General features: G+C 50.8%; 9 protein-coding genes. 6 read left to right on the top strand and 3 right to left on the bottom strand.

From position 1 onward, the window contains the following. Nucleotides 1–68: 68 nt before the first annotated feature. Both MJ611_RS01210 and MJ611_RS01205 read left to right on the top strand, forming a co-directional pair. Entirely contained in the window at nucleotides 69–2,534 is a 2,466-nt protein-coding gene (locus MJ611_RS01210; protein ID WP_250427525.1) for an alpha/beta hydrolase family protein, read from the top strand. 370 nt (nucleotides 2,535–2,904) lie between these two features. Beyond that, nucleotides 2,905–5,010: a M13 family metallopeptidase gene (locus tag MJ611_RS01205; protein ID WP_250427524.1), complete on the top strand. Its 2,106-nt coding sequence runs from the start codon at nucleotides 2,905–2,907 to the stop codon at nucleotides 5,008–5,010. A gap of 72 nt (nucleotides 5,011–5,082) precedes the next feature. Here the strand turns inward: MJ611_RS01205 and MJ611_RS01200 are convergent, their stop codons facing one another. Further along, complete coding sequence (locus MJ611_RS01200; RefSeq protein WP_250427523.1) at nucleotides 5,083–5,811, bottom strand: peptidylprolyl isomerase; 729 nt, start codon at nucleotides 5,809–5,811, stop codon at nucleotides 5,083–5,085. Between the two features lie 454 nt (nucleotides 5,812–6,265). On the opposite strand from MJ611_RS01200, the gene MJ611_RS01195 reads away from it, so the two are divergent. Then, nucleotides 6,266–7,489, top strand: a complete 1,224-nt coding sequence (locus MJ611_RS01195) for a S8 family peptidase (RefSeq protein WP_250427522.1) — start codon at nucleotides 6,266–6,268, stop codon at nucleotides 7,487–7,489. Between the two features lie 56 nt (nucleotides 7,490–7,545). Here MJ611_RS01195 and MJ611_RS01190 read toward each other — a convergent pair whose 3' ends face one another. After that, complete coding sequence (locus MJ611_RS01190) at nucleotides 7,546–8,046, bottom strand: GNAT family N-acetyltransferase (RefSeq protein ID WP_250427521.1); 501 nt, start codon at nucleotides 8,044–8,046, stop codon at nucleotides 7,546–7,548. A gap of 129 nt (nucleotides 8,047–8,175) precedes the next feature. Here MJ611_RS01190 and MJ611_RS01185 point away from each other — a divergent pair, with 129 nt between their 5' ends. Continuing rightward, on the top strand, nucleotides 8,176–9,174 hold the full coding sequence (locus tag MJ611_RS01185; RefSeq protein WP_250427520.1) for a zinc-binding dehydrogenase: 999 nt from the start codon (nucleotides 8,176–8,178) through the stop codon (nucleotides 9,172–9,174). 149 nt (nucleotides 9,175–9,323) lie between these two features. Continuing rightward, nucleotides 9,324–9,893, top strand: coding sequence for a hypothetical protein (locus tag MJ611_RS01180; protein WP_250427519.1), 570 nt, complete (start codon nucleotides 9,324–9,326; stop codon nucleotides 9,891–9,893). A gap of 141 nt (nucleotides 9,894–10,034) precedes the next feature. Here the strand turns inward: MJ611_RS01180 and MJ611_RS01175 are convergent, their stop codons facing one another. After that, nucleotides 10,035–12,239, bottom strand: a complete 2,205-nt coding sequence (locus tag MJ611_RS01175) for a S9 family peptidase (protein ID WP_250427518.1) — start codon at nucleotides 12,237–12,239, stop codon at nucleotides 10,035–10,037. 187 nt (nucleotides 12,240–12,426) lie between these two features. On the opposite strand from MJ611_RS01175, the gene MJ611_RS01170 reads away from it, so the two are divergent. Then, entirely contained in the window at nucleotides 12,427–12,684 is a 258-nt protein-coding gene (locus MJ611_RS01170; RefSeq protein WP_250427517.1) for an acyl-CoA-binding protein, read from the top strand. The last annotated feature ends 36 nt before the right edge of the window (nucleotides 12,685–12,720 follow it).

Below are 12,720 nucleotides of genomic sequence, written 5' to 3'. Positions count from 1 at the left end.
TTAAACCATTGCCTTTATATTTAGTCTAGATTCTCACTTAAAACCATCAAACTAACTCTTTACCGAACATGAACCTGACGAAAACCAAACCACAGAAGCGATTGGCTGTCGCTTTACTGGGCTTGCTGCTGTTGGGAGGCTCTCCGGCGCCTGCTGCCTTTGCGCAGGGTGGCCAGGACCTAAACCTCTCGTACCAGCGCCCACCGCAAGCCATTGCCGACATCATCGATGCGCCTGCCACGCCATCGGTAAGTATAAATTCCAAAGGCGACCTGATGTTGCTGCTCGAGCGACCGGGCTACCCAAGTATAGAAGAGCTGGCGCAGCCGGAAAGCCGTTTGGCAGGCCTGCGCATCAACCCGGCTACCAACGGGCAAAGCCGCGCTTCTTTTGTAAGCAACATCAAACTGAAGCAGGTAAAAGGAGGAGAGGAGACGCAGCTAAAGGGCCTGCCCCAGAATGCCCGCCTGTCGTACATTACCTGGTCGCCGGATGAGAAGTATATCGCCTTCACCAACACCGTAGCCAACGGCATCGAACTGTGGATTGCCGATATCAGCAGCAAGCAAGCCAAAAAGCTAACCGAAGCCAAAGTAAACGATGCCTACAACGGCAGCCCGTTTTCCTGGACCTCCGACAGCAAAACACTGGTGGTAAAGTTTGTGGATGAGAACCGCGGCGACATGCCGAAACCTGCACTGGCTCCCGCTGGCCCGACCATTCAGCAGAACATTGGCAAAGTAAAGCCATCCCGTACCTACCAGGACCTGCTCAAAAACCGCTACGACGAGCAGCTGTTCGATTACTTTATGCAGACCCAGCTGAAGCTGGTAGCAGTAGATGGCAAGCAGGAGAATGTGGGCAAGCCGGGTATCGTGAAGAGTGTGGAAGTATCGCCGGACGGGCAGTACCTGCTGGTGGAGACCATTCAGAAACCCTATTCATACCTGGTGCCGTCTTATTACTTCCCGTACAACGTGGAAGTATGGAGCCGCGATGGCAAAGTAGTAAAGCAACTGGCGCAGCTGCCTTTAGCTGAAGATATTCCGATCGCCTTTGATGCCGTAGCCAAAGGCCCGCGAGATTACAGCTGGCGCCCTGATAAGCCTGCTACGCTGTACTGGGCGGAAGCACAGGATGGTGGCGATGCGAACAAGGAAGTAGCCGTACGCGACATTGTTTATACCCTGGGAGCACCTTTCTCCGGTAAACCAGCTCAACTGGCTTCTACCAAATATCGCTACAGAGGTGTGCAGTGGGGCGATGACCTGGCGCTGGTAAACGAGCGCTGGTGGAAAACCCGCATGGAGCGTGTAAGCATGGTTGACCCATCTAAACCAGCCAAAGCGACGGTGCTGATCGAGCGCTCGTACGAAGATGGCTACAACGATCCGGGCACGCCTGTGTTCACCAAGAATAAGTATGGCCGCAGCGTGCTGTTAACAGACAAGAAAGGCCAGAACATCTACATGATATCGGAAGGCGGATCGCCGCAGGGTAACCGTCCGTTCCTGAGCGAATTCAACCTCAAGTCGAAGAAGGCCAACATCCTGTTCCGTTCCGAAGCGCCATACTACGAGCGCCCTGTGGACATCATCGACCTGAGCAAAAAACAGATCATCACGAGAAGAGAGTCTGAGAAAGATGCTCCAAACTACTTCGTGCGTGACCTGGGCAAAAAGCAACTGACACAGGTAACCACTTTCCCGCACCCTACGCCTCAGCTGGAAGGCGTGCAGAAAGAACTGCTGCAGTACGAGCGTAACGATGGCGTGAAACTGAATGCTGTTTTATACTTGCCAAAGGATTACAAGAAAGGCGACAAGCCACTGCCAATGCTGATGTGGGCGTACCCACGTGAGTTTAAGAATGCAGCTACTGCCGGGCAGGTAAAAAGCTCGCCTTACGAATTTACACGCATCAGCTCCGGTTCGCCGCTGTTCTGGGTAACACAAGGCTACGCCGTACTCGATAGAACCGATATGCCGATTGTAGGAGAAGGCGACGCGCAGCCAAACGATACCTATGTAGAGCAGCTGGTAGCCAGCGCCAAAGCTGCTATCGACAAAGTGGTAGGTATGGGCGTAGTGGATCCGAAGCGTATTGCAGTAGGCGGTCACTCGTACGGTGCGTTTATGACGGCAAACCTGCTGGCGCACTCGGATCTGTTTGCTGCCGGCATTGCCCGCAGCGGTGCCTACAACCGTACGCTGACGCCATTTGGTTTCCAGCAGGAAGAGCGCTCTTACTGGGAGGCGCCGGAAGTATACTTCAAGATGTCGCCGTTCTCTTACGCGCACAAAGTAAAAACTCCGATCCTGCTGATCCACGGAGAGGCCGATAACAACTCCGGTACTTTTCCGATCCAGAGCGAGCGTTTCTACAATGCCCTGAAAGGCCACGGTGCTACCACGCGCCTGGTGTTCCTGCCGCACGAAAGCCACGGTTATACCGGCAAAGAATCCATCCTGCACATGCTGTGGGAAATGGATACCTGGCTGAACACTTACGTGAAGAACCGTCAGGTGCAGTAAGTATAAACCTGATCTTTTATAAAACGCCCCGGCTATACTTTAGCCGGGGCGTTTTTTTATCCCTCGGCTCAGTGGTAACAGTTATACCAATGCCCGTTCAAACTTATAAGCAGATTCCCTCCCTGGGGCCAAGTCGTTTCATTCTACTATTTGCTGGGGCGGATCTGCGATCAGTGATTTTTTATGCTGTCGGATTTGTACTCCGACTGGGGCAGAGGCCCATATATAGTACGACATGAGCGAGGACGCTCGCGCTATGAACGCTAATTTAGTAGAATGACCCTGCTCGCTGGAGGGCTCAGGCAAGCAACCTATAGCGGTAAGTATAGTATGTATGAGGTATTATACAGGCAATCAAACTTCTAGAACAATGATAGATAAAAAACAGCTGCTTGGCTATCCGGCAGTGCTGGTCGGCCTGGCGCTGACCGGATGTGGTGCTTCTACTACCACTACTGCCCCTACAGCCGAAATCACTACTACTGCACCCACTACCGAAAAAGTAGAAATGAAGAACATGGGTCGTGGCCTTGAGCTGGCCAACATGGACACCACAGTAGACCCCTGTACCGATTTCTACCAGTATGCGAATGGCGGATGGGTTAAGAACAATCCCATACCTGCCTCCGAAAGCCGCTGGGGATCTTTTAATGAACTGGCCGAGCGCAACAACGCAGTGCTGCGGCAACTGCTGGCAGAAGCTGCCTCCAGCACCAATGCAGCCAAAGGAACACCAGCGCAATTAGTAGGCGATTTTTATGCCGCCGGCATGGACTCTGTCGCTGTAAACAAAGCGGGCATTTCGCCCATCAAGTCCGAACTCGACAAAGTGGCTGCCATCAAAACAGCAGACGGGCTGGTGAAAACCATCGCTGATTTCAAGACCAAAGGCATAGGCGGTTTCTTTACGATGTATGTGGGGCAGGATGACAAGGTGAGCACTCAGTACATGTTACAGGCCACACAGGGAGGGCTCGGGCTACCCGACCGCGATTATTACCTGAAAGAAGACGAGCGCTCCAAAAACATCCGGGCCGAGTACCTGAAGCATCTGCAAAACATGTTCCAGTTGCTGGGAGACAACACCACCACGGCGCAGAAAAAGGCACAGACGGTAATGCGCCTGGAAACACGCTTGGCTAAAGCTTCTAAAACACGCGTAGAGCTTCGCGACCCGCAGGCCAACTACAACAAAATGACGGTTCAGGCTTTTGCCAGTCAGAACCCTAACCTGAAGGTAAAACAGTTGCTGAGCGGCGTCGGAGCGGAAGCTTCCAAAGAGCTTATAGTAGGTCAGCCTGCTTTCTTTAAAGAACTGAATGCTATGATGAAGACTGTGCCGCTGGCTGACTGGAAAGCCTATGCCCAGTGGCACCTGGCACGAACTACGGCACCGTATCTGAGCCAGGAGTTTGTAGAAGAGAACTTCAACTTTTATGGCAAGGTGCTGAGCGGAGCCAAAGAAATGCAGCCGCGCTGGAAGCGAGTGCTGCGCGCTACCGACCAAGGTATGGGCGAAGCCTTAGGCCAGCTTTATGTGCAGAAAACCTTCTCGCCGGAGGCAAAGCAGAAGGCGCTGGAGATGGTAAATAACCTGCAGGTGGCCTTTAAAGAGCACGTAAACAAACTGGACTGGATGAGCGGGGATACCAAGAAACGAGCCCTGGAAAAACTTAACGCTTTTGCCGTAAAGATCGGCTATCCGGATAAATGGAAAGACTACAAAGGCCTTGAGATCAGCCGTGATTCGTATGCTGCCAACGTAATGCGTGCCAGCGAGTACGAGTTCCAGGATAACATCAGCAAACTGGGAAAACCGGTAGACCGCACCGAGTGGTTTATGTCGCCGCCAACCGTAAATGCCTACTACAATCCTACCATGAACGAAATTGTGTTCCCGGCCGGTATCCTGCAGCCGCCTTTCTTCGATCCAGAGGCTGACGATGCGGTGAACTACGGCGGCATGGGTGCTGTGATCGGCCACGAGTTAACCCACGGTTTTGATGACCAGGGCGCGCAGTATGATTTTGAAGGAAACCTGAAAGACTGGTGGACCAAAGAGGACCTGTCAAAGTTTACGGAGCGTGCTACTGCCGTTGCCTCGCAATACGATCAGTACACCGTGCTCGATAACCTGCATGTAAACGGCCGCCTGACACTAGGTGAGAACATCGCTGACATTGGCGGATTGAACATCGCTTTTACTGCTTTGCAGAAAGCCCTTCAGAAGAACAACCCCGGTAAGATCGCGGGCTTTACTCCGGAGCAGCGTTTCTTCCTGGCCTGGGCCCAGATCTGGCGCGTAAACATGCGCGACGAAGCCCAGAACCAGCAGATACTCACAGACCCGCACTCGCCGGGCAAGTTCCGCACCAACGGCCCTGTATCTAATATGCCGCAGTTCTACGAAGCGTTTGGCTGCCAGCCAGGCGACGAAATGCACCGTGCTGATAACAGCCGCATTAAGATCTGGTAAGTATAGCATCATCCAAAATAGAAAAGGCGCTGCATAAAGCAGCGCCTTTTCTATTTTAAAGCAACGTATAGCTTATTGGTTGGTGATTTTTATCTTGTGCTGTACGATATTTTTTGGCCAGTTCTGGGCAGCGTCCACAGGCTCTTCAGCGATCTTATTTACCACATCCATACCTTCAATTACTTCACCAAAAACAGTGTACTGCTGGTCCAGGCTGGGCTCGCCGCCTACGGTAGTATACGTCTTGATCTGCTCCGGTGTATACTTCATCTTGTTCTGCGCTTCATAGGCTTTTAGCTCTTCCGGAGAGATAACTTCGCCCTGCACGATGTAAAAGTTGTGTGAAGAAGATTCCTTTTCAGGATTGCGCTCGTCGCCGTAGCGCGCCATGGCCAGGGCACCTCGCTTGTGGTAATGCTTTGGGTTGAACTCCTGCGGAATTTTATAGCCACCCTGCTTCATGGTGCGGTTATCCGAATCGCCGCCCTGTATGGCAAAGCCCTTTACAACACGGTAAAACTCGCCCTGATCGTAAAAACCGGCTTTGGCCAGCCGCACAAAGTTGGCACGGTGCAGCGGTGTGTCTTTGTACAGGCGTACTTTGATATCGCCATGCCGGGTGCTGATCACGGCTATGCTGTCGGGGTGCTCTTTGCCGTAGGCTGTAAGTACTTCTACTGCGTTTTCTGATGTAAGCGGCTCCAATGTTGGCTCCTCTTTTGCTGCCTCGGCGTCCGTTGCCTGTTCATCGCCAGACTTGTTGCAGGAGGCAAGTAGTAACACGCAGACAGTCAGAGCCATTATAAGTTTTGAAGAAAATAGCAGAAACTGATTTTTCATAAGCTATAAGGGTTAGGTTTAATTATTATATAGTAAAAACGTATTGCTTTTATTAATGTTCTATTTATTATTAGAATCAGTATAGTTGATGGTTTTGTATTTTTCTAATTAGTGTCTTTTTGAGAGCGACCAAATACCTATCTCCCCGTATACTCCTGAACCATCACGTGATATACTTATTCCATTAAAACTCACGGTCAGGTGTTGCCTGTTCCGGGTTTTGCTCTCTACTGTAACAAGGTTGCTGATCAATGTCCTAACACAGGGTGTTTACGACAGTGCTGGATTTCGCTTTTAAAGTATTTCAATGCTTAAATATACTAATATTTTGGATATGTAATACATAATCAATATATTAGAACTGACGTCACTAATTGTTCCTGTTAATCACTTTCCTTAAACAACTAAAACCATTATGAAACACACCTTACCTGTAAAGAGCGTACTTCGTTCTGTTTTGTTCGGAGCAGCCCTCACCACCGCTGCCTGCACCTTCACTGCCTGCGACAGCGACACAGAAGAAGCCCTAAGCCCAACTGATTCGGTTCAGGCGATGTCTGAGAATGGAGCCATTATCAATGGCAAGTACATTGTTGTATTTAAGCAAGATGGTAACCAGCGCCTGGATGGTACGGCCACGTATTCGGAGCGTGTCGGCATGGCGCGCCAGATCGGCCAGGACATCCTGAAAGCGAACGGCATTGCTGAAGCTAAAGTGGAGCAGGCGTACGGAAAAGCAATAGTAGGTATGGCTGCCACACTAACTCCTGAGGAAGTAGAAGTGCTGCGCCGCGACTCCCGCATTGCCTACATCGAACCGGATAGGATCGTAACGCTGGCCAAGCCGGGATCAGGCGGTGGTGGTACGACAGGCCAGGAAGTGCCTTATGGTATTTCGCGCGTTGGGTATGCCAGCGGAGCCGGTAAAACAGCCTGGGTAATTGATACGGGCATCGACCTGGACCACCCGGACCTGAACGTAGATGCATCGCGCAGCATGACGGTGTTCACATCCGGTCGCGATAATACGCCAGACGATGGTAACGGCCATGGCTCGCACGTAGCAGGTACCATTGCCGCCAAAAACAACTCCACCGGTGTAATTGGCGTTGCCTACGACGCCACAGTAGTAGCCGTGAAGGTACTCGACTCGCGTGGTAGCGGCTCTTATTCCGGCGTAATTGCGGGGGTAGATTATGTGGCTGCCAATGGCAAAGCCGGCGATGTTGCCAACATGAGCTTGGGCGGGCCGGTTTCTCAGGCCCTGGATGATGCCGTAATTGCTGCTGCAGGCAAAGGTATCTACTTTGCGCTGGCTGCCGGTAACGATGGCGTGCATGCGAAAGACTCCTCACCGGCACGTGCCAACCACAACAACATCTTCACGGTTTCGGCCATGGACGCCAACAACCGATTTGCGTCTTTCTCTAACTATGGCAACCCGCCGGTAGATTTCTGCGCTCCAGGCGTAAGTATAAAATCTGCCTGGAAAGGTGGCGCTTACAACACCATCAGCGGTACGTCCATGGCATCTCCGCACGTAGCAGGCGTGCTGCTGCTGACAGGCGGAAGACCTAACACCGACGGATACGTGACTGGCGATAAAGACAGCACCCCGGATCCGATCGCACATAACTAACCGTTGATTAGTTTAAGGTAAATAAAAAAGGGCAGCTCCAGGGCTGCCCTTTTTGTTTATAGTTGCTTGCGCATGATGTAATCGTTCATCCAGTACGGGCCGATGGCAATGTTCTCTTCCTGGTGCACGCTGTAGCCGCAGCGCTCGTAAAACTGCTTTGCTTTGTTGTGGCGGTTCACGTTCAGGTCCAGCAGGCGGGCGCCCCGGTTGGCAACTTCCTGCTCCACGGCATCGAGTAAAATTTTGCCCAGGCCTTTGCCCTGGCAGGAGGGCAGCAGATAAATTTTGTTCAGTTTGTATACTTTTTCCTCCGGATCTTTCACCGAGAAAGCGGCAAAGCCAATGGGCTCCTCCTGCAGGTAAAGCAGCAGAAACGTTTGTCCCTCTGCCATCTGCTGGCGCAGCGCTTCCTCGGTATAAATCACGCTGAACATGTAATCGATCTGATCTTTAGAAAGTATACTGCTGTAGGTCGGCTCCCAGATAGCTTCTGCCAGTGCTTTAATGGTGGGCACATCGGCAAAGCCGGCTTCGCGTATGTTGTACTTTATACTCATGGTGGTGCAGGTATAGGTACTGCAAGTTAACGGCTGCAAGTATAAATGCCAACGCTGCCTGTACTTTCCTCTTTCGGCAGAAATGATAACTTTGTATGTATAGCCTTTTAACTATAAATAAGCAGACGTATGAAAGCAATATACCTGGAGGCCATCAACGCGCCTTTTACGCTGATCGAAAAAGAGCAGCCAACAGCCGGACCTGGTGAAGCCGTGGTACAGGTGAAAGCCGCTGCGCTCAACCACCGCGATGTGTGGATACAGTATGGCCGTTACTTCACCAAAGACTACCCTGCTATACTTGGCTCGGATGGGGCCGGTGTGGTAACCGAAGTAGGAGAGGGCGTAGATAAAAGCTGGCTGGGCAAGGAAGTGGTGATTGACCCGTCGACGGACTGGGGCGATAACCCGGAAGCACACAGCAAGGATTACAAGGTGCTGGGCATGCCGCAGGACGGTACGTTTGCCGAATATGTGAAAGTACGCGCCACCAACCTGCACGAAAAACCGGAACACCTGAGCTTTGAGGAGGCTGCTGCGCTGCCACTGGCCGGCGTTACAGCTTACCGCGCCATGTTTACCAAGTGTGCATTACTGGCAGGTGAGCGTGTGCTGGTAACCGGTGCCGGCGGTGGCGTGGCGTTATTTGCGGTGCAGTTTGCCGTGGCGGCCGGCGCCGAAGTATGGGTAACCTCCGGCTCGGACGAGAAGATCGAAAAAGCAAAAGCCCTGGGTGCTACCGGTGGCATCAACTATAAAAAAGAGAACTGGGGCAAAGAGCTGAAAGCGCAGGTAGCAGGCTTTGATGTAAGTATAGACGGTGCTGCCGGCGAAGGTTTTGTGCAGTTGGTGAAACTGGCAAAGCCGGGCGGACGCATCGGCATTTACGGGGGCACTACCGGTATGATCGGGCAACTGAACCCGGCAGAGATATTCTGGAAGCAACTGGCTATACATGGCAGTACCATGGGCACCAACCAGGATTTTGCCGACATGATGGCCTTCGTGCGCGACACCAAAGTAAAGCCGGTGGTAGACATCGTTTTTCCGCTGGAAGAAACCGAGCAGGCCATGCGCTACATGGAAGCCGGCAAGCAGTTCGGTAAAATTGTGGTGAAGGTAGGATAGGGTAGGGTATACTTTGGCTATACTTGCTAAGTCATCATCTTTACCTCTCCTGTCATCTCGACGAAAGGAGAGATCTGGATCTGAGTTTCAACAGATTTCTCACTGTGTTCGAAATGACAGTTATATTATAGTTGAGCTTAATTTAAGCTATGAGAATAGACATAATCCAAAAAGGTTCTAAATATACTTTCTACAGGCACGATATAGAAGAACCTTTATTCACAGGGCGCTACAGGTCCTTTTTCTTTAAAGAGGAATATACTGAAGTATTTAATCAGGGGGGAGAGTTAGTTGCAGTTATAAAGTTCGGAAATAGTATCTGGTTCCCTGGTTTTAATAGAAAGTCTAAGTCAACTTATATCATTGATTTTATTGAACAGCAAACAGCAGTAGAAGTAACAATCCAAAACTATACTAAAGGATACTGGACATTTGAATATAAAGGTCATAAGTACGACTTCTACCGACATAGAGGGCACGAGAGGTCACTTTTCAAAGATGAGAGGCAAGTGGCACGTTATGATAAAAGGTCGGTAAACCTCTTTGAAAATGACCGAGCGTATGTGATTGCAAACAACGACGAGGACGAACTACTTCTCCTTTGCCTCTTCCTTGCATATGACATGGGGGAATACAATGATGCAGAGATATCTGTAGATTTGGGTCACATAGCGGAAGGGGTAAAGAAGATAGACCATAATTGGCGTCCTTGGAAATAGAAGAACTTATCTCAACAAGAGCTAAAACATATTAAAGCATGTCTTAGCCAAGCCTGTAACAAAGTATAAACTTCAACCACCCCAACAAAAAAGCCGCTGCTATACTTTAGCAGCGGCTTTTTATACTTCAGTAAGTATAAATTATTGGTTCTGACCGAGCAGGTTCAGCATGAAAGCATATTGCAGGGCAGTTTCCTTGTAGCGCTGGAAACGGCCGGAAGCACCGCCGTGGCCGGCTTCCATGTTGGTGTGCAGTAGCAGCATGTTGTTATCGGTCTTCATTTCGCGCAGCTTGGCTACCCATTTGGCAGGCTCAAAATACTGCACCTGCGAGTCGTGGAGGCCGGTGGTTACGAGCATGTTCGGGTAGGCTTTTTTCTCTACGTTGTCGTACGGCGAGTAAGACAGCATGTAGTCGTAGTACTGCTTTTGAGCCGGGTTGCCCCACTCGTCAAACTCACCGGTTGTCAGCGGAATGCTGGTGTCGAGCATGGTAGTTACCACATCCACGAACGGCACGCCTGCCAGCACGCCTTTGAACAGGTCAGGGCGCATGTTCACCACGGCACCCATCAGCAGGCCGCCGGCGCTGCCGCCCTGGGCAAACAACTTATCCGGGTTGGTATACTTCTGGCTGATCAGGTATTCGGCAGCCGCAATGTAGTCGGTGAAGGTGTTCTTCTTTTTCAGCATCTTACCGTCTTCGTACCACTGACGGCCCATGTCCTGACCGCCACGGATGTGGGCGATAGCAAATACAAAGCCTCTATCCAGCAAACTCAGGCGCACGGAGTTGAAGGTTGGGTTGGTGCTGATACCGTACGAGCCATAGGCATAAAGCAGGGTAGGGTTGTTGCCGTTCTGCTGCAGGCCTTTGCGGTACACCAGCGAGATCGGGATTTTAGTACCGTCAGTGGCGGTAGCGTAAATACGCTTGGCCTCGTAGTTGTCTTTGTTAAAGTCGCCTACCACTTCCTGCTCTTTCAGAAGCGTTTTCTGCTTCGTCTGCATGTTAAAGTCGTAGGTTGAGTTTGGTGTGGTGAGCGACGTATACTCGTAGCGTAACTTCTGGCTATCGAATTCCGGGTTAACGCCGATGTAAGCCGTGTAAGCCTCTTCGCCGAAGTCAACATAGTAATCGGTCTTCGGATCGTTCCATTTCTTCACACGCAGCTCATTAAGGCCGTTCTTGCGCTCCTGCAGCACCAGGTAATCCTTGAAGATCTCGATGCCTTCCAGCAGCACGTCAGAGCGGTGCGGAATTACTTCTTTCCAGTTGGCTTTGCCTGTTTTGGTAACCGGCGTCTGCATCAGCTTGAAGTTGGTGGCGCCATCCTTGTTAGTTACAATATAGAAGTTGTTGCCAAAGTGATCGACGCTGTACTCCAGGTTACGCTCGCGCGGCTGTATGATCTTAAAGCTGGCATTCGGAGTATTGGCATCTACAAAGCGATACTCGTTTGATACCGTGCTGTTAGAGCCTATGATGATGTACTTCTCAGACTTGGTTTTGGTAACGAAGGTGCTGAAAGTCTCATCTGCCTCATGGTATACTTCCTTGTCCTGCGAGGTAGGTGTGCCCAAGGTATGGCGGAAAATTTTGAACGAACGCAACGCCGGGTCCTTCATGGTATAGAACACGGTTTTGTTGTCGTTGGCCCAAACGGCAGAACCCGTGGTGTTCGGAATCTGGTCTTTCAGCAGTTGGCCGGTGCTCAGGTCTTTGAAGCGGATGGTATACTTGCGGCGGCTCACGGTATCTTCACCAAAAGCAACCAGCTTGTTGTTCGGGCTCACGTCCATGCCGGCTGCAGCATAATAGCTTTTGCCTTCGGCACGCTCGTTGGCGTTCACCATGATCTCTTCCTTGGCATCCAGGGTGCCTTTTTTACGGGCATAGATCGGGTACTCCTTGCCTGTCTCGAAACGGGTGTAGTAGTAATAGCCGTTCTTTTTATAAGGCACCGATTCGTCTGTCTGCTTGATACGCCCTACAATTTCTTTGAAGAGTTTTTCCTGCAGCTCCTCGGTATTGGCGAGCATTTGCTTGGTATAGTCGTTCTCGGCATTCAGGTAGGCAATCACCTCCGGGTTCTCACGCTCGTTTAGCCAATAGTAATTATCGATGCGGGTGTCGCCGTGCATGGTCAGCTCCTTTGGCTGTTTTTTGGCAACGGGTGGTTGCGGCTGCGCAGGCTTGGTTTCGGGTGCCTGTACCGTTGTTGTTTGTTCGGCGGTGGCAGTAGAGGTGTCGGTGGTTTTGCTGGTAGAGCAGCCAACGCCCAGTACCATCCAGGCTGAAAGTAGCGTGACCGCGCCGGCTACTTTCGGTTTCAGTTTTTCCATAGTATGAATCTTGAAGTATAGTATAATTATTGAGTTACATCTAACAGGTATGGCCGGCAATAGCAGGCACAATTATACTTTAGAAAGCTAGGTAAAATTAGCGATCAAACAAAATTTGAAAATACTCGGCATGCAGCGTACTTTTTGCTATCTTAGGGACAAGTACTAAAACGATAATTTACAAACTATGGCTACGCAAGCAGAATTTGAAAGTGCAGTAGAAAGAACAAAAACTTTAACCGAGCGCCCTTCCAATGATGTGCTGTTGCAGTTGTACGCACTGTTCAAGCAGGCAACAGAAGGCGATGTAAATACCGAACGTCCGGGAGGCTTCGATTTTAAGAACATCATGAAGTGGGATGCCTGGGCCAGGTTGAAAGGCAAAAATCAGGAAGAAGCGCGTGCCGAGTACGTGCAGCTGGTAAACAAACTGGCAGGGCAGTAGTCCGCCACTTTCTCGTTGGTTAAAAGCCTGCTGAAA

The organism is Pontibacter ruber, from assembly GCF_023630205.1.
Lineage (GTDB): Bacteria > Bacteroidota > Bacteroidia > Cytophagales > Hymenobacteraceae > Pontibacter > Pontibacter ruber.
The sequence above is the reverse complement of the archived record's forward strand: the minus strand, read 5'-3'. Positions and strand labels throughout refer to the sequence as shown.

Bases quoted from the DNA above. Each gene is read 5' to 3' on its own strand.
- MJ611_RS01210 (WP_250427525.1), top strand. From the start codon at position 69: ATGAACCTGACGAAAACCAAACCACAGAAGCGATTGGCTGTCGCTTTA.
- MJ611_RS01205 (WP_250427524.1), top strand. From the start codon at position 2,905: ATGATAGATAAAAAACAGCTGCTTGGCTATCCGGCAGTGCTGGTCGGC.
- MJ611_RS01200 (WP_250427523.1), bottom strand. From the start codon at position 5,811: ATGGCTCTGACTGTCTGCGTGTTACTACTTGCCTCCTGCAACAAGTCT.
- MJ611_RS01195 (WP_250427522.1), top strand. From the start codon at position 6,266: ATGAAACACACCTTACCTGTAAAGAGCGTACTTCGTTCTGTTTTGTTC.
- MJ611_RS01190 (WP_250427521.1), bottom strand. From the start codon at position 8,046: ATGAGTATAAAGTACAACATACGCGAAGCCGGCTTTGCCGATGTGCCC.
- MJ611_RS01185 (WP_250427520.1), top strand. From the start codon at position 8,176: ATGAAAGCAATATACCTGGAGGCCATCAACGCGCCTTTTACGCTGATC.
- MJ611_RS01180 (WP_250427519.1), top strand. From the start codon at position 9,324: ATGAGAATAGACATAATCCAAAAAGGTTCTAAATATACTTTCTACAGG.
- MJ611_RS01175 (WP_250427518.1), bottom strand. From the start codon at position 12,239: ATGGAAAAACTGAAACCGAAAGTAGCCGGCGCGGTCACGCTACTTTCA.
- MJ611_RS01170 (WP_250427517.1), top strand. From the start codon at position 12,427: ATGGCTACGCAAGCAGAATTTGAAAGTGCAGTAGAAAGAACAAAAACT.